The sequence below is a fragment of the Marmoricola sp. RAF53 genome (genome assembly GCF_052114005.1).
Classification (GTDB): Bacteria; Actinomycetota; Actinomycetes; order Propionibacteriales; family Nocardioidaceae; genus Marmoricola.
Genome location: NZ_JBFRDX010000014.1, coordinates 77,813 through 95,643 on the forward strand (window position 1 = coordinate 77,813; position 17,831 = coordinate 95,643).

Below are 17,831 nucleotides of genomic sequence, written 5' to 3' on the forward strand. Positions count from 1 at the left end.
GGCGGTATCCCCCTATCCGGGTGAGCCCTGTCCTCCCGGGGCGTCAGATCAGGTGCAGGCTGCGGGCGACGGCGAGCGCCTCGCTGCGGCGGTTCACGGTCAGCTTCCCGTACAGGCTCGAGACGTGGCTCTTGATCGTGTTCTCCGAGACGAACAGGTCGGCCGCGATGTCGGCGTACGTCGCGCCGCGGGCCAGGCCGTTGAGGACCTCACGCTCGCGGGTGCTCAGGTTCGGCCGGCTGCCGTCGTCGGGGGCCGAGTCGCGCTCGCGCTGGCTGGGGATCACCGGGACGAACGCGGTCGCGATGTCGACCTGCCCGGCCCGTGCCTCGGCGAGGTCGGTCAGCCAGGGCGAGGCGCCCTCGTCGACCAGGGCGGTGAGCAGGGAGCCGATCGGGGTGCCGAGCCGGCTCCAGCCGAGGAACGGGATCCCGTGCCGTCGTACGTCGGTCATCGTGACGGCCTCGCGCAGCCGCTGGAACGCCTCGGCCCGGGAGCCGAAGAGGTCCAGGAGCTGGGCCTGGCAGGCCGTCGCGATCGCCTGGGTCGCCGGCTGCTGCCGCACCGCGGTGCTCGCCGCGTCGGCGTACGCCTCCAGGGCACGACGGGTGCTGCCGTCGGCCTCGAGCCGGAGCCCGGCGAGCAGGCTGGCCTCGGGCTCGGCGCCGAGCGCGGTGAGGTCGCGCTCGGCGGCCTCGAGGGTGGAGACGTCGCCCGCGAGGCTCGCCAGGGCGCCGCGTTCCACCAGCAGCACCACCCGCAGGTGGTCAGGCAGCGGGGCGGTCGTCTCCGGGACCTGGAGCAGCTGCTCGGCCTCGTAGATGTCCCCGCGGGTGAGCGCGGACCGGGCGTCGGCGAGCTGCGCGGCGAACTGGGTGAGGCCGTCGCAGAGATGGACGGTGCGCCCGGGCCCGGTGTCCAGCCGCTCGGCGGCGGGCGACGAGGAGCGCGGCAGCGGACGTTCGGACATCACCGCGAGCAGGCGGACGGTCTCGGCTCGGGACCGGGCGCAGTCCGAGTGCCAGGTCCCGCTGCCGAGCGCCTCCAGCGCCTTGTCGGCGATCCCGAGGGCGGCGTGCTCCCGCCCCTGGAAGAAGAGCGCGAGCGCCAGGTGGGAGAGCGCGTCCGCCGTCAGCCAGGACAGGCCGCGGGCCTTGCCGAGCGCGATCGCGGTCGTCAGATCGGCCTCGGCCCGCTCGTGGTCCCCGTCCCAGTTCCGGCAGATGCCCAGCTCGAGAGCGAGCAGGGGGACCACCGGGTGCGGCTCCGGGGAGTCCTGGCAGGACGCCAGCGCCGCGGAGGCCTCGCCGACGGCGGTGGCGAGCGGCTCCGCGCCCATCCGGGCACGCACCAGGTGCATGCAGGCCAGCCGGGCACGGCTCTCCTCCTCCTCGCCGTCCTCGGCGCCGTGCGTGATCGCCCGGTCGAGCCAGTGGCCGGCGCCGTCGGTGTCGTTGGCCAGCCACCGGTCGAGCCCGAGCGTGAACCAGGTCCGCGGGTGGCCGTCGACCACGTCCGGGTGGCGGCGTACGAAGGCGGGCAGCGCGCTGAGCCGGCCGCGGAGGAGCAGCTCGGGGCCGAGATCGGCGAGGACGCGGGCGGCCTCACCGTGGCACTGGGCCGCCACCAGCCGGTCGAAGGCGTCGGCGGTCTCGCCGCGGTGGATGTCGAGCCGGACCGCGCGGCTCACCGTGGACTGGGCCTGGACGACGTCCACCCCGCCGGCGACGAGGCGCCGGCGGACGATCTCCACCATCAGCGGGTGGATCCGGTAGCGGGTCGAGCCGCCGTCGTGGTCGGGATCGGCGGCCCGGCCGCGAGGGCGCTGGCGGTCGGGGACCCGGGTGACGAACAGGCCGGTCGCCTCCAGCCCCTCGAGCACGTCCGCGGCGTGCGGGTCGTGGGAGAGGTGCTCGGCGAGCTCGGTGGTGACGATGCCTTCGCTGGCGATGCAGAGCAGCAGGTGCCGCTCGCGGGGCTTGAGGGCGGAGAACACCTCGGTCGCCAGCCGGTCGGCGACCGAGGCGCTGCCGTCGGCGTACAGCCTCGCGGCGGCCTGCGGGCTCGGTGAGGCGGCGACGGCGCGCGCGGTCAGCACGACCGCGGCGCACCAGCCCCGGGCGTGCCGGGTGATGGCCTTGATGACGCCCGGGTCGGTGGTGCGGGCGTGGGCGCGCACCAGTTCCTCGCTCTCGGCGTCGGTCATCTCCAGCAGCTCGCCGCGGACGGACGCGAAGTGACCGAGGAGCTCGGGCACCAGCCTGCCGAAGGGAAGGTCCCAGCGCGAGATCAGGACGATGCGGAGGGCATCGGGCTCGTCGTTGAGCCGCCGCTCGAGCAGGCGCAGTGTCGCCGACGGGAGCTGGTGAGCGTCGTCGACGACGACGAGACCGGGAGCTCCGTCGGGGCCGCGGCCCTGCTGTCCGGCCAGGACGTCGGCGATCGCCTCGGGAGTGCAGTCGGGGCCGCCGAGGAGCCAGCGGCTGTCGGCTTCGGCCAGGCGCGGCCAGCCGGCGACGCCGAGGGTCTTCCCGGCGCCGACCGGCGCGACGACCAGGGTCACCGCCGCTCCGGCGGCGCGGTCGAGCTCGTCCCAGAGCCGGGTCCGGGCGACGTAGACGCGGGGGAGCCGCGGCACCCCGTGGTCGTGGACCGGTACCGGTGCGGCGCCCTCGACGGCACCCTCGGTCCCGGTCCGCCTGCGGTTCCCCTGTGACGCCACCATCGAGCCCTCCCCGGCTTTCGACCTTGGTGCTTCGCAGAACACGCGTCCCCCGACGTCGCGGGGGACCCGAAATCGTCAACCGCTCCGGTCCCGCGGTGCAGCCTTCATCCCAGGAGGCGGTGCCGCGGAGGAGCCGGAACATCCGCAGCGTCTCACAACGGATACTCCTGGTGACAGTGGGCACACCGAGAATTCACCTCGTCCGATTTTCGCTTCGCCGGGAGCGAGAGCTGGCCCCGGGCGTGGACGAGGGCCCGTCCACCGGACGGGCCCTCGGTCTCAATTGCGCAGTCGTTGCGCTGCTGGTCAGCAGCTAGTCCGCGTCGACCACCTGGCGGGTCAGTGCCCAGATGACCAGCACGTCGAACGCGATGATCACGAAGGCCCAGCCCGGGTAGTACGGCAGGAAGGCGAAGCTCGACGCCGCGCTGATGAACGCGATCACCAGACCGACGATGTAGCCCCACGTCTGGCCCATCAGGATGCCGATACCGGTCGCGAGGCCGATGATCCCGAGGATCAGGTGGAACCAGCCCCACGCGGTGATGTCGACGTCGAAGACGTACTTCACGCCGGACACGTAGATGTGGTCGTTGGCGATCGCCGAGATGCCTTCGAGGATCTGGAAGACGCCGAGAGTGGCAAGCATCATTCCTGCGAACGCCGTGGTCCCGGTGACCATCAGCGAGGGACTGCGCTGGGGGTTGCTCATCCTGTCCTCCTCGTGGTGCGCACTGCCGCACACCTGGACCGGCGCGGCACGTTCCCGAAACTAGGCCTCCGCCGGTACGACGCCCTCACCCGGAACGGGCCAATCAGAAACAGCGCCCTACCCGAACACCGACCGCAGCGCCTGCACGTGCTCGGACCGCAGGTTCGTGAACAGCACCTCGGTCGGCTCGTGGACCGCGAGCGCCTTCCGGATCTCGCCCGGGTCCGCCTCCTCGGTCAGCACGAAGAGCGCCGACGTGCCGGGGGTGACCCGGTCGCGGACCTTGCTGATGAAGGTGTCGTCGATGCCGACGTCGGCCAGCGGGCCGGTGAGGGTCCCGGTGGTGGCGCCGACGGCAGCGCCGATGAGCGGCATGTAGAACACCAGCCCGAAGAGCAGCCCCCAGAACGGCTCGGTGAGGGTGCCGGCGACCGGGGGGAGGGCGAGGTGCTCCACCCTCGGCGTCGGGGTGCCGCGCGACCAGGCGACCACGGCCGCGTTGGCGACCACCAGGGACCCCTTCGCGTTCAGCTGCTCCAGCCGGCGGGCCGCCTGCGGGGCCCCGGTCGCGCTGCCGAAGCGCCACACGGTGAGCGCGGCCGCGGGGACCTCGGCTTCAGCGGCCACGACGTCCGTCCTCGTCCTGGCTGCCCTGGACGCGGTGGCCGAGGACGGTGAGCAGGACCCAGAGGACGCCGAAGACCACGTCGCCGCCGGTGCTGTCCGGGCGCCACAGCATCCTGGTGGAGTCGCTGCCGATCTGGCCGATGCCGGCGAGGAGGAGCGAGGCGCCGGCGATCGCCGTGCCCCAGCGGAGGAACGGGTGCCGCCACCGGTTCGCGAGGAAGCCGCCGAGGAGCGCGACGCAGGGGACGAAGATGAGCCCCAGGACCCACTCGGAGGCGTCCGAGTCGGCCAGCAGGAAGATCCGCGCGCCCAGCACCGCGCCGACCAGGGCGCCGGCGACGAACAGCACGAACCGGGCGAAGACGAGGGTCAGCACGAGCGTCGCCGCCGCGGCCGCGAGCCCGACCAGCAGGGCGGTCGTCCACGAGGAACCGAAGATCTGGCCGAGCAGCCAGCCGAGGCCGAAGCCGGCCGCGAGCACCGCCACCCGGATCGACCGGGAGCCCCAGAAGCACAGCACTGCGCCGACGATAATGAGCAGGGCCGCGGTCATGGCTCTACCTTGGCGTCCCGGCGGGCCGCAGTCCTCGCCCGATTCCGGTGAGGTGCTCGGCGCGGGATCGTGGAAATGTTCGGGACGAGCCGGGAGCAAGGTGGGGTCCCGGCCCCCGTTCAGGAGGTCAGGTGGTGAAGACCATGGCGCGCATGATGATCCGCGTGGACACCGAGCTCACCGACGAGCTGCTCAGTGCGTTCCCGCAGCTGGCCGCCAAGACCCACCGGGCGCACTCGACGCTCACCGGCGAGGTCGCCGACGCCGAGGAGCTCCAGGGCGTCCTGAACCTGCTGCACTCGCTCGGGATCACCGTGACCGAGGTCGTCACCATCCCGGAGGCCTGAGGACGGCGGTGTCCGCCGGCTGTGACGCAGGTCCTTGCGCGCGGGCACGCTGGGTGGGACCGTGCGCCGATCCCACGCACCCGAGGAGAACCATGTCCCAGCCCACCGCCACCGCGACCGCCACCGTCGCCCGTCCCGTCGACCACGTCTGGGCCGTTCTCGCCGACCACGAAGGAATGTCGTCGTGGGGTCCCGGCCTGCACGTGACCCTCGACGAGACCGGGGACGAGGACCGCAACGGCGTCGGCGCCGTGCGCCGGATCAGCGCCCCCGGCCCGGCACCGGCGATCGTCGAGGAGATCGTCGCGTTCGAGCCCGGCAGCCTGCTCGGCTACCGCGCCCGCGCGGGCGTGCCGTTCAAGAACTACGGCGGCGAGGTCCGGCTGACCCCGGTCGACGGCGGCACCCGGATCGACTACGCCATCTCCCTCGACGAGCGGGTCCCGCTGGTCGAGAAGGGGGCCGCGGCCCTCGTCGCGCGGGTGCTGCTCACCGCCCTGGTCCGCGCCAGCAAGCGCTGAGCGTTCCTCGGCCCGACAGCACGACGCCCCGCCCGGACACCGGGCGGGGCGTCGTACGTCGGAGCGGGTCGCGTCAGGAGAGCGCCTTGGCCTTGAGGGCCTCGAACTCCGCCTGCGTGATCGCCCCGCTGTCGAGCAGCGCCTTGGCGGAAGCGATCTGGTCCGAGGCCGACTGACCGCTCCCGGCGACCTGCTTGATGTAGGCGTCCTGCGCCGCCACGGCCGCGTTGACCGACTTCATCTGCCGCTCGGCCATGCCCCGGCCGCGGACGATCAGGTAGACCAGCGCCGTGATCAGCGGGAAGAAGATCAGCAGGACGATCCAGACGGCCTTCCACCCCCCGCCGAGGTCGTGGTCGCGGAACAGGTCCGCGATGATGTTGAACAGCACCATCAGGTACGCGATGAACGCGAACGAGATGATGATGAACCAGATGATGTCCCAGAAACTCATGCACTCCTCCGTTGGTCACCGGCGCTCGGTGGCCGGACCGCTCGAACGTAACGCCTGACGCGGTGTCCCGGAGTCGCCGGAAACGGGTGACTCCACGCCCGGATAGCCTGATCCCGCGATGGACTGCCACCACTACGACGCCGGCCGCTGCCGGTCCTGCCGCTGGCTGCCGACGCCGTACGCCGACCAGCTGCGCGCCAAGCAGGAGACGTGCGCGGCGACGCTCGCCGCCCATCCGTCGATCGTCTGGGACGAGCCGGTGGCCAGTGCCGCGTCCGGATTCCGCAACAAGGCCAAGATGGTGGTCAGCGGAACGGCCGCCGAGCCGCGGCTCGGCATCCTCGGCGCCGACGGGCTCGGGGTCGACATCCGCGACTGCGGGCTGCACGAGTCTGCGGTTCAGCGCGCGCTGCCGGTCCTGGCCGAGTTCGTCACCCGCGCCGCGCTGACGCCGTACGACGTGGCCGCGCGGCGCGGCGAGCTCAAGCTGGTGCTCGTGACGGCGTCCCCGGACGAGGAGCTGATGGTCCGGTTCGTGACCCGGTCCCAGGAGCCGGTGACCCGGATCCGCAAGCACCTGCCGTGGCTGGCCGAGCGGCTGCCCGGACTGGTGGTCGCCTCGGTGAACCTGCAGCCGGAGCACAAGGCGGTGGTCGAGGGGACGCACGAGATCGTGCTCACCGAGGAGTCCGCGCTCACCATGCGGATCGATGGCCTCGACCTCCTGCTGCGCCCGCAGAGCTTCTTCCAGACGAACACCGGGATCGCCACGGCCCTCTACCGCGAGGCCGCGGGGTGGGTCGACGGCCTGGATCCGGGTGCGGTCTGGGACCTCTACTGCGGCGTCGGTGGGTTCGCCCTGCACCTGGCGGAGGACGGGCGCAGGGTCACCGGGATCGAGTCCAGCGCCGAGGCGGTTGCGAGCGCGCAGGAGACCGCGCGGCGGTGCGGCGCCGCCGTGGAGTTCGAGGTCGCCGACGCGACGGCGTGGGCACTGGCCCGGCCGACCGCTCCCGACCTCGTCGTGGTCAACCCGCCTCGGCGCGGCATCGGGCCGGAGCTGGCGGGCTGGCTGGACGGCAGCGACGCCGGCGCGGTCCTCTACTCCAGCTGCAACCCGGAGTCGCTGGCTCGCGACCTGGCGGTGATGCCCGGCCTCGAGCCGGTCCGGGCGCGGGTCTTCGACATGTTCCCGCACACCGCGCACGCCGAGGTGCTGGTGCTGCTGCGCCGTAGGCTCCGGCCATGACGACTTCTGGGTCCACTTCTGGGGCCACCTCTGGGTCCACCTCTGGGCCCACCTCTGGGCCGGGCCGCGAGCGCCAGGCCGAGATCTACCGTGGCGGAGCCCTCGGTCGCCGCCCCGCGGTCCCGGCCGACTTCGCCGGGCTCGAGCGCGCCGCGCACGAGGCCAGCACCGGCAAGGCCTGGGCCTACGTCGCCGGCGGCGCCGGCGAGGGCCGCACGATGCGGAACAACCGGGACGCGTTCGACCGCTGGGCGATCGTCCCCCGGATGGCGCACGGGAACGTCACGCGCGACCTCTCCCGGGACCTGCTCGGCACCCCGCTGACCTCGCCCGTCCTGCTGGCGCCGGTCGGCGCCGGCGCGTTGATGGGTGCCGACAGCGACGTGAAGATCGCCCGCGCCGCCGCCTCTCTCGGCGTGCCCTACGTCTTCTCCCACCAGGGCTGCAACCCGATGGAGGAGACCGCCGCGGCGATGGGGGAGACGCCGCGCTGGGTGCAGCTCTACTGGAGCACCGACGAAGACCTGGTGGACTCCACGATCCGGCGTGCCGAGGCCCTCGGTGCCGGGGCGCTGGTGGTCACGCTCGACACGACCGTGCTGGGCTGGCGGCCCCAGGACCTCACCCTCGGGTCGCTCCCGTTCAGCCAGGGCGTCGGGATCGCGCAGTACACCTCCGACCCGCACTTCACCGAGGTCGTCCGGCGGCGCGTGGCCGCGGCCCGGCAGAGCGGGGCGAAGGACGACGTCCAGGTCACCCTCGGCGCGGTCCGCACGCTGCTCTCGATGACGCGGGCCTACCCGGGCCGGTTCCTGGCGAACCTGCGCTCACCGGAACCCCGGGCCGCCGTCGAGACCTTCCTCGACATCTACTCCAACCCCGGGCTGAGCTGGGACCACCTGGCCACCCTCCGGGAGCGGACCCGGCTCCCGGTGGTGCTCAAGGGCGTCCTGCACCCGGACGACGCCCAGCGGGCGTTCGACTCCGGCGTCGACGGCATCGTCGTCTCCAACCACGGCGGTCGCCAGGTGGACAACGCGATCGCGTCGCTGGACGCCCTGGTCGCGATCCGCGAACGGGTCGGCGCCGAGCCGACCGTGCTGCTGGACAGCGGCATCCGGACCGGCGCGGACGTGTTCACCGCGCTCGCCCTGGGAGCCGACGCCGTGCTGCTCGGCCGGCCCTACATGTACGGCCTGGCCGTCGCCGGAGAACGCGGCGTCGCCGAGGTGATCGCGAACGTGATCGCGGAGCTCGACCTGACGATGGCGCTCACCGGCGTCGCGGACCTGGCCGGGATCACCCGGGACCTGCTGGTCCCGAACCCGTCGCGTCAGTGACGCTCCGGCCCGTCGACCCGCGTCGGCGGTGCGATCCGCTCGGTGTCGCCCGCCTCCTCCTTGGCGCGGGAGCGGTCCCGGACCCAGAGGAGCAGGAACGCACCCACCATCAGCACGGCCAGCACTGCGAGCAGCAGGGCGGCGCCCGTGGTCGAGTCCATCGTGGTCACCTCTTCTCGTCGACGGTTCTCCCCCGAGGTGCCCACCCGGCCCGGAACCATGCGTGCTGCCGGGGGACGGGTGGGCCAGGTGTGATGGCCCGAACGGGTCATCTTCGGGCAAATGCGTCAGGTGACGGCGCGCCCGGTCGTTCTACTCGGTAGGTGAACACCGGATGAAGAGGAGGTACCGGCGATGGTCGTTCCGGTCCACCAGGTTCACGCCGCCACCTGCTCCTGCGGGCAGGACCTCGACGGTTGCTCCCGGGTGCACTGCCCGCGCTGCGGACGGGACCTGCGCCGCGGCCAGTGAGCCCCCCGCCGCCTGCAACGCGGCCACGGGGCTCGTTCACCCAATGTTCACTTGGCGTGACCGGTTCCGGGCAGCACCATGGAGCATGGCCACCAGCGAGGAGACCCGGGTCCTCACCCAGGTCAGCGACCGTCTGTCCACGCGGTTCCCCGACGTGCCCGCGCAGCGGGTGACCGAGGTCGTCGCGACCAAGTACCACGACTTCGACGGCGCGCGGATCCGCGACTTCGTCGAGATCCTCGTCGAGCGCGACGCCGCTGATCTGCTGAGCCGTGGGAGCGCCTGACTCCCCGCTGACCCCGGCAGCGCTCGACCGGATCGTCGAGGACCAGGCCCTCGAGGTCCTGGCCGTCGTCGACGACCTCGGGCACGACCTGCCCGGCTCGGTGCACGACGCCCGGGTCGCGGTGCGCAAGCTGCGCAGCACCCTCGTCGTCTTCCGGCCGCTGCTGGACCCGGAGCGGTCCGCCGCCCTCGCCGCGGAGCTGCGCTGGTTCGCGGGCACGCTGAGCGACGCGCGTGACGCCCAGGTGGTGAGGTCCCGGGTCACGACCGCTCTGCACGCCGCGGCCGCCGACCCCGGCGACCGGGACCTGCTGCTGGCCGAGCTCGACCGGATGCTGCGGCCGGCCTGGGTCCGCGCCGGCGCCGCGCTCGTCGAGCCGCGGACCGCCGCGCTCGTCGCGGCCCTGCCCGACGTCCGGCTCCGCGGACTGGCCCTGCCTGCCGTCGACGGGGACGTGCTCCGGGAGCGGAGCGCCGCCCAGCTCGACGACCTGCTGGTGCTGGCCGACAAGACCCTCGCGGGCAAGGCCGGCGACAAGCGCCTCCACGACCTGCGGAAGCGGGTGAAGCGGGTCCGGTTCGCGCTCGCGTCGCTCCGGGGCAGCGGGCGCAACGGGACGGCACGGGTCGTGCACGCGCTCGAGGACCTGCAGGACGATCTCGGTGCGTACCAGGACGCGGTGGTGACCGCGGAGCTGCTCGACCGGCTCGGCACGGACACCCCGCGGGTCGCGCCGCTGGCCGGCGTACTGGCCGAGCGGGAGCGGACCGCGGCCCGGACGGCCCGGGACGCCTTCGGCCCGGCGGTCGCCCGGGTACGCCGCGCCGCGAAGCACCTGGACCGGGCCGGCCCGTGACGCCGTACACCGGACGTTCACCTGGGCTCGCCATGATCCCGGTCGTGACCACCTTCCCTCGACGCCTTGTGGGATCCCTTGTGGGAAACCGCCGGTGACGTTGCTTCGCGCCGACCTCGCACCGCCGCCCCGCACCCTGGTCGACATCCTGCTCGAGACGGTTTCCCGCTGCGGCGACCAGCCTGCCGTCGACAACGGCTCCGAGGTGCTCACCTACGACGAGCTCCTGAGCGCGGCCGAGGACGTCGCGATCGCCCTCCGGGCGGTCGGGGTGCGGCGCGGCGACCGCGTCGGCGTCCGGATCCGGTCCGGCACCACCGACCTGTACGTCGCCATCGCCGGCGTCCTGGTGGCCGGAGCGGCGTACGTGCCGGTCGACGCCGAGGACCCGGACGAACGGGCCCGCACCGTCTTCGCCGAAGCGTCGGTGGCGGCCGTGCTCGGCGACGACCTGGTCCCGGTGCCGCAGGGCGACCGGCCGCCACCCGCGGCGGACGAGGAGCCGGGACCCGAGCCCGCCGACGACGCCTGGGTGATCTTCACCTCGGGCTCCACCGGAACCCCCAAGGGCGTCGCCGTCAGTCACCGGAACGCGGCCGCCTTCGTCGACGCCGAGTCGCGGATGTTCCTCCAGGACCGTCCGATCGGCCCGGGGGACCGGGTGATGGCCGGTCTCTCGGTCGCGTTCGACGCCTCCTGCGAGGAGATGTGGCTCGCCTGGGCCTACGGCGCCTGCCTGGTGCCGGCGCCGCGGTCGCTGGTCCGCAGCGGCATCGACCTGGGGCCGTGGCTGGTGGCCAACGAGGTCACCGTCGTGTCCACCGTGCCGACCCTGGTCGCGATGTGGCCGCCCGAGTCGCTGGACCGGGTCAGGCTGCTGATCCTCGGTGGCGAGGCGTGCCCGCCGGAGATCGGCGAGCGGTTCGCGACCGGCGATCGGGAGGTGTGGAACACCTACGGGCCGACCGAGGCGACCGTGGTGGCGTGCGGCGCCCGGCTCGACGGCGGCGGCCCCGTGCTGATCGGGTTGCCGCTGGACGGCTGGGACCTCGCCGTCGTCGACGCGGACGGCCGGCCGGTCGCGCCCGGGGTGCCGGGCGAGCTGATCATCGGCGGGGTCGGCCTGGCGCGGTACCTCGACGCCGAGAAGGACGCCGAGAAGTACGCGCCGATGCCGTCGCTGGGCTGGGACCGGGCCTACCGGACGGGAGACCTGGTCCGCCAGGAGGAGGCGGGCCTGGCCTTCCTCGGCCGGGCCGACGACCAGATCAAGTTCGGCGGCCGCCGGATCGAGCTCGGCGAGATCGACAACGCGCTGCTCGCGCTGCCGGGTGTCGAGGCCGCGGCGACCGCCGTCCGCTCGACCAAGTCGGGCAACAAGCTGCTCGTCGGCTACCTGGCCACAGCACCGGACTTCGAGGCCACCGCCGCGCTGGCCCGGCTGCGCGCGTCGCTGCCGGCGGCGCTGGTGCCGCGTCTGGTGGCCGTCGACGCCCTGCCCACGCGCACCTCCGGCAAGGTCGACCGGGACGCCCTGCCGTGGCCGGCGCCGGCGATCGGCGCCGGCGAGCGGACCGCCCTGGCCGGCACCGAGGCCTGGATCCAGGAGCTCTGGTCCGACATCCTCGGCGCCGACGTCGCCAACGCCAAGGCCGACTTCTTCGACCTCGGCGGCGGCAGCCTGACCGCGGCCCAGCTGGTCTCCCGGCTCCGGGAGCGGGCACCCGAGATCACCGTCGCCGACGTGTACGACGCCTCGCGGCTGGACCGCCTCGCCGAGCTCGTCGACGGCCTCGGCAGCGGCACCAACACCTCCGACCGCACCGTCCCGCCGGTCCCGCGCAAGACCCAGCTCGGGCAGGTCGCGGCGTTGCTGCCGCTGCGGGCCATCTCCGGTCTCCGGGTGGTGGTCTGGCTGGCGCTGGCCACCCTGCTCGCCCGTGCGGTCCTCGGCCTGGACTTCCTGCCGGACCCGGGCTGGGGCTGGGTGCTCCTCGGCTGGCTGCTGCTGATCTTCCCGGCCGGCCGGATCCTGCTCAGCGCCCTCGGGGCGCGGCTCGTCCTGGCCGGGATCGAGCCCGGCCGCTACCCGCGCGGCGGACGGATCCACCTCCGCGTCTGGCTGGCCGAACGGCTCGTCGACGAGCTCGGCGCCGCCAACCTGGCCGGCGCGGCCGCGATCCGCTGGTACGCGCGCGCTCTGGGGGCCCGGGTCGGCAAGAACGTCGACCTGCACGCGCTCCCGCCGGTGACCGGGATGCTCGAGCTGGGCAACGGCTGCTCGGTGGAGACCGAGGTCGACCTCACCGGTCACTGGGTCGACGGCGACCACTTCCACCTCGGCCGCATCGTTCTCGGCAGCAAGGCCCGGATCGGTGCGCGCAGCCTGGTCCTCGGTGGCGCGACGGTCGGCGACCGGGCCGAGATCGCGCCGGGTTCGGCCGTCCTGTCCGACGTGGCGGCGGGGGAGTACTGGTCCGGCGCGCCCGCGATCCGGGCCGCCCGCAGCACCCGCGGGCCCTGGGACGACGCGGCCCCGGCCAACAGGCCGGCCTGGCTGCTCGCGTACGCCGCCTCCGGTGCGGCGATCGCCCTGCTGCCGGTGCTGGCCGTCCTGGTCGCCGCCGGGGTGTTCGCCGGGAGGTTGGGCGACGCCGCCAGCCTCGACGCTCTGGCGTCGACGACGCTCGGGCTCGTCGTACCGGGGACGCTGATCGGTCTGGTCGTGATCGCCGCCGTGGTCCTGGTCGGCGTCCGGGTGCTCGGCGCAGGGTTGGAGAGCGGGCACTTCCCGGTGCACGGCCGCCAGGCCTGGCAGGCCTGGTCGACGCTGCGGGTCCTCGACGAGGCCCGCACCTGGCTGTTCCCGTTGTACGCGAGCTCGTTGACCCCGACGTGGCTGCGCGCGCTCGGCGCCCGGATCGGCAAGGACGTCGAGGCGTCCACCGTGCTGATGATCCCGAAGCTGACCACGGTCAACGACGGCGCCTTCCTGGCCGACGACACCCTGATCGGCGGCTACGAGCTCGGCGGTGGCTGGTTCCGGATCGACCGGGTCCGGATCGGCAAGCACGCCTTCGTCGGGAACAGCGGCATGGCCGCACCGGGCCGCAAGGTGCCGAAGGAGGGCCTGGTCGCGGTGCTCTCCGCGGCGCCGCGGAGAGCCAAGGCGAAGGCCGGGACCTCCTGGATCGGGAGCCCGCCCACCAAGTTGCGCCGGGTCGCCGGCGAGGTCGACGACAGCCGGACCTTCCGGCCGCCGACCCGGCTCCGGGTCGCCCGCGCCGGGATGGAGCTGTGCCGGCTGGTCCCGGCGGTCCTGAACACGCTGCTGTGGTGGGCGGTCGCGTTCGCGCTGCTCGCGCTGGCGGACTCCGTCGGCTGGTGGCTGGCGGCCGTCCTCGCCGGCCCGGTGCTGCTGCTCGCGGGTGGCGTCGCCGCGGCGTCGGCCACCGCGGCGAAGTGGCTGCTGATCGGCCGGGTCCGTCCCGGCCGGCATCCGCTGTGGAGCGCCTTCGTCTGGCGCAACGAGCTGGCCGACACCTTCGTGGAGGTGCTGGCGGCGCCGTGGTTCGCCCGGCCGGTCACCGGCAGCTGGGTCCTCAACCTCTGGCTGCGCTCGCTCGGCGCGAAGATCGGACGCGGTGTCTGGTGCGAGACCTACTGGCTGCCCGAGGCCGACCTGGTCGAGCTCCGGGACGGATCCACCGTCAACCAGGGCTGCGTTGTGCAGACGCACCTGTTCCATGATCGGATGCTCAGCATGGACACCGTGACCCTGCGTGCCGGCGCGACGCTCGGCCCGGCCAGCGTCATCCTGCCGGCGGCGACGCTCGGCAAGCACGCGACGGTGGGCCCGGTGTCGCTGGTGATGCGCGGCGAGACGGTGCCCGACCGGACCCGGTGGACCGGCAACCCGATCGGTCCGTGGGCGGCGGACGAGTGAGCCGACCCGACCCGTACTTCCCGGGGCACGGCGACCGGAGCTACTCCGCCGAGCACTACGAGCTGGAGCTGGCCTGCCGGATCGACGGCAACCGCCTCGACGGCCGCGCCACGATCGCCGCGACCGCGCTGGTGGACCTGCGCCGTCTCGAGCTCGACCTCGGTGACTTCGCGGTCACCCGGGTCGCGGTCGACGGCCGCAAGCCGCGGCGGTTCCGGCACCGCGACGGCAAGCTCGTCGTCGAGCTCGCCGGGGTGGTCCCGGCCGGGACCGGCTTCACCGTCGTCGTCGGCTACCGCGGCACCCCGCGCCCGATGCCGGGCGTGCTCGGCGACGCGGGCTGGGAGGAGCTCACCGACGGGGTCATCGTCGCCGCGCAGCCGTACGGCGCGCCGTCCTGGTTCCCGTGCAACGACCGCCCCGACGACAAGGCCGGCTACCGCTTCACGGTGACCGCACCGACCGGCTACCACGTGGTCGCCAACGGCACCCTGGTCGAGTCCCGGCGCAGCGCGAGCGGCGTCACCTGGGTCTACGCCGCCGACGAGCCGATGGCGCCGTACCTCGCGACCGTCAGCATCGGCCGGTACGCCGTCCAGCAGCTGCCCGCCGCGGTGCCGATGCAGGTCGTCGTGCCGGGAGGCCGCCAGGTCACCCTGCCGGAGTCGTTCCGCCGGCAGCCGGAGATGCTCACCGCCTTCACCGAGCTCTTCGGCCCCTACCCGTTCGGGTCCTACACCGTGGTGGTCACCGAGGACGACCTGGAGATCCCGCTGGAGTCCCAGACGGTCTCGGTCTTCGGGCTGAACTACCTCGACGACGACTGGGGCAGCGAGCGACTGGTCGCCCACGAGCTCGCCCACCAGTGGTTCGGGAACGCGGTCACCGTGCCGGGCTGGGACGACATCTGGCTGCACGAGGGTTTCGCCTGCTACGCGGAGTGGCTCTGGTCCGAGCGCAGCGGCCGGGAGAGCGCCGACGAGCACGCCCGTGCGCACCACGCCCGGCTGTCCGGACTGCCCCAGGACCTCGTCCTCGGCGACCCGGGGGCGGCCGACATGTTCGACGACCGGGTCTACAAGCGGGGCGCCTTGCTGCTGCACGCCCTGCGGCTCACCGTCGGCGACGACGCCCTGTGGCGGCTGCTTGCGCAGTGGGTCGAGCGGTACCGGTTCGGCACCGCGGGCACGCCGGAGTTCGTCGCGCTGGCCGAGGAGATCGCCGGACGCCCGCTGCGGGAGCTGTTCACCGCGTGGCTGGAGGAGACGGCGCTGCCGGACCTCCCGGCCGCAGGCTGACCGACGGCACCACGTCGGTCAGCACGACCAGCGCGGCCACGTGGCCGGGGATGTCGAGGTCGAGCACGAAGGCCGTGCCTTCGCCCGGAGGCGCGACGATCCCGGTGCCGTGCGCCTTGCCGAGGGCCTCGTGCCGGACCCAGGCTGCGTCCGCCGCACCGCTGCGCTCCAGGTCGACCCCGACCTGGCCGGCGGTGCTGACCGCCACCAGGTGCAGGCCGCCGGCGTGGGCCACGCTGACGGCGACCGCGGCGTCGAAGTACGGCCGGCCGTGCTCGATGCTGCCGCAGGTCGGGCAGGCGTGGTGCAGCGGTCCGGGGTGGCGCCCGAGCAGCCCGGCGGCGAGCTGCTGCGCTGTGGCGACCGCGTCACCTGCCGTCCAGGTGACGACGACCTCGGGCACGACCTGGGGCACGACCTCGGGCACGACCTGGGGCACCTCCGCCTACTTCGAGAAGTGCTCGATGACCTGGACCTGGAGCTCACCGACCAGGCCGCCGAGGATGCCGCCGACCCCGATCATGAGGAGCTCGTCGTCCTTGAAGACCGGCCGCAGGATCGCCTCGTACTGCTCGCTGTCGAGGGCGCTCATCTTCTCGACGATCGTGTTCTCGATGTCCAGCGTCCGGGTGGCGTAGTCGCTGACCACGTCCAGCGACTGCGGGAGCCTCTCGACGAGCATCTGCGACAGGGTGGCCTTGAGCGCGCCGTAGCGCCGGGTGCCGACCGCGAGCACGACCAGCGGCCGGGCGATGCCGGTCTGGGCATCGATCGCCGCGGAGATCTCGCGCTGGAGGGTGTCGAAGAGCTTGTCCGCGGTCGGGCCGTTCAGGATGCCGTCGAAGAGCACGTCCGGGGCGAAGAGGTCCTTGGCGAGGATCTGGGCGTAGTCGCGGGTGATCTGCTCCCGCTGCTGGTGCAGGATCCCCTGGAACGGGATCAACCCCAGGTAGCGCTGGGTCTCGTGCGGCCGGAACAGCATGGTCAGTGCCAGCCAGTCGGAGAGGAACCCGACGCTGAAGCCGAAGACCGGCATGATCCACGGGTTCTGGAAGAAGCCCCAGGCGACCATCTGGACCAGGCCGATCGCGAAGCCGAACCAGATCCCGCTGCGGCGCACGAAGCCCATCGCGCGTCCGCCGATGGTCTTCATCAGGTCGTTGAGCTGCTCCTTGTTCCGCACCAGGGTGGTGACGGTCAGGTACTTCAGGTCGACGTAGCGGGGCAGGTCGGAGCGGATCTCGGCGAGCAGGTTCTCGGTGATCTCCGGCGCCTGCGCGTGCACCCGGGCCAGCACCGCGCGCCGTCCGGCCTCCGGGAGCGAGTCCCACAGCCCGGGCCGGAACTGCTCGGCGAGCTCACGCGCGATCGAGTCGACCGTCGCCTCCAGCGGCTCGCGGAGCTCCTCGAGCGCCTGCTGGGCGTCGAACTTGTCGAGCAGCTCCTCGGGCCGCAGCAGCTTCTCGGTGAGGATGTCGATCGTGGTCGCGGCGACCTTGCCGGCCCGGCGGGGGACGATGCCCTGCCAGCCGAACCAGCCGATCCCGCGGAACTCCAGCGGCCGGTACATCATCTGCAGGAAGAGCAGCTTCGTGGTGTAGCCGACGAAGGCCGCCACGAAGGGCATCGACAGGTAGATCAGGGTGTTGGCCGCGAAGTCCTCCTTGACCTCGCTCCAGGTCTGGACCATCGGAAGCAGCAGCGCGGTCACGTGCTCGCCTCCCAGAGCGCGTGCCCGAGCGCGGTGAGGCGCAGGGTGCGCTTCTCCACCCGGGCCGGCACCGGTCCGCGGGATCCGGTGCGGAGCGCCGCGAGGACGTCGGTCTCGGCCATCAGGATCTGGTACTCGTCCTTGAGCCCGTCGTCCTCGGGACCGACCTCGGCCAGGCCGAGCGCGATCAGGTGGCCGACGTACGTCGGGGTGAGGCGGGGGAGTGCCACGTTCGCGGTGCGGCCCACCAGACAGGCGTTCTCGATCAGGGCCTCGCCGAGCAGTCCGGCCCGGGTGAGGGCGTGCACGCTGACCAGCGGCGACGGCGTCCCGTCCGAGAGCGCCCCGATGATCCGGGCCTCGTCCGGCACCAGCTGGTCGAGGATCCGGTGGAAGAGCTCGTCCTGGCCCGATGCCGTGCTCTGCTCCAGCGCCCGGGACAGGAGTGCCTGCATCTTCACGTCCAGGCCGGTGCCGGGAGCCGCGTCGGGGGTCACCACCTGCTCCTGCTTACGGTCCGCCGAACCCTCGGCGAGACCCTCGACGAAGCTGCCGACGACCTCGCCCACGGCGTCCCCGACGGCACCGGTCACCGCACCGCCGACGTGGCGTACGACACCGACGGTCGTACCCCACAGGCGCAACGGGTCGAGGCGGGAGGACACGGCGAGAAGGTACCCCGCCGCGAGCGGCCCGGGGGACCGGTCTCAGGTGTGCGTGCACGGCTAAGGTGGG

17 protein-coding genes are annotated in these 17,831 nt (G+C 73.2%); 8 read left to right on the top strand and 9 right to left on the bottom strand.

The genetic code is table 11. The features are described from left to right. Nucleotides 1-43: 43 nt before the first annotated feature. From AB4Y76_RS13780 to AB4Y76_RS13795, 4 genes are all read right to left on the bottom strand, one after another. Complete coding sequence (locus tag AB4Y76_RS13780; protein WP_441926174.1) at nucleotides 44-2,725, bottom strand: LuxR C-terminal-related transcriptional regulator; 2,682 nt, start codon at nucleotides 2,723-2,725, stop codon at nucleotides 44-46. Nucleotides 2,726-3,038: 313 nt separating this feature from the next. Next, nucleotides 3,039-3,437: a DUF7144 family membrane protein gene (locus AB4Y76_RS13785; protein ID WP_441926176.1), complete on the bottom strand. Its 399-nt coding sequence runs from the start codon at nucleotides 3,435-3,437 to the stop codon at nucleotides 3,039-3,041. 117 nt (nucleotides 3,438-3,554) lie between these two features. Further along, the gene (locus AB4Y76_RS13790) at nucleotides 3,555-4,064 is read right to left on the bottom strand and encodes a DUF1269 domain-containing protein (RefSeq protein ID WP_441926178.1); all 510 of its coding nucleotides are present in this window, start codon (nucleotides 4,062-4,064) and stop codon (nucleotides 3,555-3,557) included. Further along, the gene (locus AB4Y76_RS13795) at nucleotides 4,054-4,617 is read right to left on the bottom strand and encodes a TM7S3/TM198-like domain-containing protein (protein WP_441926180.1); all 564 of its coding nucleotides are present in this window, start codon (nucleotides 4,615-4,617) and stop codon (nucleotides 4,054-4,056) included. The genes AB4Y76_RS13790 and AB4Y76_RS13795 overlap by 11 nt, the downstream gene beginning before the upstream one ends. Nucleotides 4,618-4,769: 152 nt before the next feature. On the opposite strand from AB4Y76_RS13795, the gene AB4Y76_RS13800 reads away from it, so the two are divergent. Then, nucleotides 4,770-4,964 carry a hypothetical protein gene (locus tag AB4Y76_RS13800; RefSeq protein WP_441926181.1) on the top strand — a complete coding sequence of 65 codons (195 nt, stop codon included), beginning with the start codon at nucleotides 4,770-4,772 and terminating at the stop codon, nucleotides 4,962-4,964. A 92-nt stretch (nucleotides 4,965-5,056) separates the two neighbouring features. Beyond that, entirely contained in the window at nucleotides 5,057-5,485 is a 429-nt protein-coding gene (locus tag AB4Y76_RS13805; RefSeq protein WP_441926183.1) for an SRPBCC family protein, read from the top strand. Nucleotides 5,486-5,558: 73 nt separating this feature from the next. Here the strand turns inward: AB4Y76_RS13805 and AB4Y76_RS13810 are convergent, their stop codons facing one another. Then, entirely contained in the window at nucleotides 5,559-5,939 is a 381-nt protein-coding gene (locus AB4Y76_RS13810; RefSeq protein WP_441926185.1) for an SHOCT domain-containing protein, read from the bottom strand. A gap of 118 nt (nucleotides 5,940-6,057) precedes the next feature. Between AB4Y76_RS13810 and rlmC the strand changes: the two genes are divergently transcribed. Together rlmC and AB4Y76_RS13820 are read left to right on the top strand one after the other, a co-directional pair. Beyond that, nucleotides 6,058-7,188, top strand: coding sequence for a 23S rRNA (uracil(747)-C(5))-methyltransferase RlmC (gene rlmC / locus AB4Y76_RS13815; RefSeq protein ID WP_441926187.1), 1,131 nt, complete (start codon nucleotides 6,058-6,060; stop codon nucleotides 7,186-7,188). Continuing rightward, nucleotides 7,185-8,528 (top strand): alpha-hydroxy-acid oxidizing protein, encoded by a 1,344-nt coding sequence (locus tag AB4Y76_RS13820; RefSeq protein ID WP_441926189.1) that lies wholly within the window; start codon nucleotides 7,185-7,187, stop codon nucleotides 8,526-8,528. Before rlmC ends, AB4Y76_RS13820 begins: the two co-directional genes overlap by 4 nt. Here the strand turns inward: AB4Y76_RS13820 and AB4Y76_RS13825 are convergent. Further along, a complete protein-coding gene (locus AB4Y76_RS13825; protein ID WP_441926191.1) occupies nucleotides 8,522-8,689 on the bottom strand; it encodes a hypothetical protein in 168 nt (55 codons plus the stop codon). The two genes, AB4Y76_RS13820 and AB4Y76_RS13825, sit on opposite strands and share 7 nt — an antisense overlap. Before the next feature lie 395 nt (nucleotides 8,690-9,084). On the opposite strand from AB4Y76_RS13825, the gene AB4Y76_RS13830 reads away from it, so the two are divergent. The 4 genes from AB4Y76_RS13830 to AB4Y76_RS13845 all read left to right on the top strand — a co-directional run bounded on the left by AB4Y76_RS13830 (nucleotide 9,085) and on the right by AB4Y76_RS13845 (nucleotide 15,385). Then, a complete protein-coding gene (locus AB4Y76_RS13830) occupies nucleotides 9,085-9,285 on the top strand; it encodes a three-helix bundle dimerization domain-containing protein (protein WP_441926193.1) in 201 nt (66 codons plus the stop codon). Further along, nucleotides 9,272-10,141: a CHAD domain-containing protein gene (locus AB4Y76_RS13835; protein ID WP_441926195.1), complete on the top strand. Its 870-nt coding sequence runs from the start codon at nucleotides 9,272-9,274 to the stop codon at nucleotides 10,139-10,141. Before AB4Y76_RS13830 ends, AB4Y76_RS13835 begins: the two co-directional genes overlap by 14 nt. A gap of 94 nt (nucleotides 10,142-10,235) precedes the next feature. After that, on the top strand, nucleotides 10,236-14,087 hold the full coding sequence (locus tag AB4Y76_RS13840) for a Pls/PosA family non-ribosomal peptide synthetase (protein ID WP_441926197.1): 3,852 nt from the start codon (nucleotides 10,236-10,238) through the stop codon (nucleotides 14,085-14,087). After that, nucleotides 14,084-15,385: a M1 family metallopeptidase gene (locus AB4Y76_RS13845; protein ID WP_441926199.1), complete on the top strand. Its 1,302-nt coding sequence runs from the start codon at nucleotides 14,084-14,086 to the stop codon at nucleotides 15,383-15,385. The genes AB4Y76_RS13840 and AB4Y76_RS13845 overlap by 4 nt, the downstream gene beginning before the upstream one ends. Here AB4Y76_RS13845 and AB4Y76_RS13850 read toward each other — a convergent pair. Genes AB4Y76_RS13850 through AB4Y76_RS13860 form a run of 3 tightly spaced genes read right to left on the bottom strand, consistent with a single transcriptional unit; the run spans nucleotide 15,333 to nucleotide 17,761 of the window. Next, nucleotides 15,333-15,824: a hypothetical protein gene (locus AB4Y76_RS13850; protein ID WP_441926201.1), complete on the bottom strand. Its 492-nt coding sequence runs from the start codon at nucleotides 15,822-15,824 to the stop codon at nucleotides 15,333-15,335. The genes AB4Y76_RS13845 and AB4Y76_RS13850 overlap by 53 nt on opposite strands. A 6-nt stretch (nucleotides 15,825-15,830) precedes the next feature. Continuing rightward, complete coding sequence (locus AB4Y76_RS13855; protein ID WP_441926203.1) at nucleotides 15,831-17,096, bottom strand: DUF445 family protein; 1,266 nt, start codon at nucleotides 17,094-17,096, stop codon at nucleotides 15,831-15,833. Then, entirely contained in the window at nucleotides 17,093-17,761 is a 669-nt protein-coding gene (locus tag AB4Y76_RS13860; RefSeq protein WP_441926205.1) for an Abi-alpha family protein, read from the bottom strand. Before AB4Y76_RS13860 ends, AB4Y76_RS13855 begins: the two co-directional genes overlap by 4 nt. Between the last annotated feature and the right edge of the window lie 70 nt (nucleotides 17,762-17,831).

Bases quoted from the DNA above. Each gene is read 5' to 3' on its own strand.
- AB4Y76_RS13780 (WP_441926174.1), bottom strand. From the start codon at position 2,725: ATGGTGGCGTCACAGGGGAACCGCAGGCGGACCGGGACCGAGGGTGCC.
- AB4Y76_RS13785 (WP_441926176.1), bottom strand. From the start codon at position 3,437: ATGAGCAACCCCCAGCGCAGTCCCTCGCTGATGGTCACCGGGACCACG.
- AB4Y76_RS13795 (WP_441926180.1), bottom strand. From the start codon at position 4,617: ATGACCGCGGCCCTGCTCATTATCGTCGGCGCAGTGCTGTGCTTCTGG.
- AB4Y76_RS13800 (WP_441926181.1), top strand. From the start codon at position 4,770: ATGATGATCCGCGTGGACACCGAGCTCACCGACGAGCTGCTCAGTGCG.
- AB4Y76_RS13805 (WP_441926183.1), top strand. From the start codon at position 5,057: ATGTCCCAGCCCACCGCCACCGCGACCGCCACCGTCGCCCGTCCCGTC.
- AB4Y76_RS13810 (WP_441926185.1), bottom strand. From the start codon at position 5,939: ATGAGTTTCTGGGACATCATCTGGTTCATCATCATCTCGTTCGCGTTC.
- rlmC (WP_441926187.1), top strand. From the start codon at position 6,058: ATGGACTGCCACCACTACGACGCCGGCCGCTGCCGGTCCTGCCGCTGG.
- AB4Y76_RS13820 (WP_441926189.1), top strand. From the start codon at position 7,185: ATGACGACTTCTGGGTCCACTTCTGGGGCCACCTCTGGGTCCACCTCT.
- AB4Y76_RS13825 (WP_441926191.1), bottom strand. From the start codon at position 8,689: ATGGACTCGACCACGGGCGCCGCCCTGCTGCTCGCAGTGCTGGCCGTG.
- AB4Y76_RS13830 (WP_441926193.1), top strand. From the start codon at position 9,085: ATGGCCACCAGCGAGGAGACCCGGGTCCTCACCCAGGTCAGCGACCGT.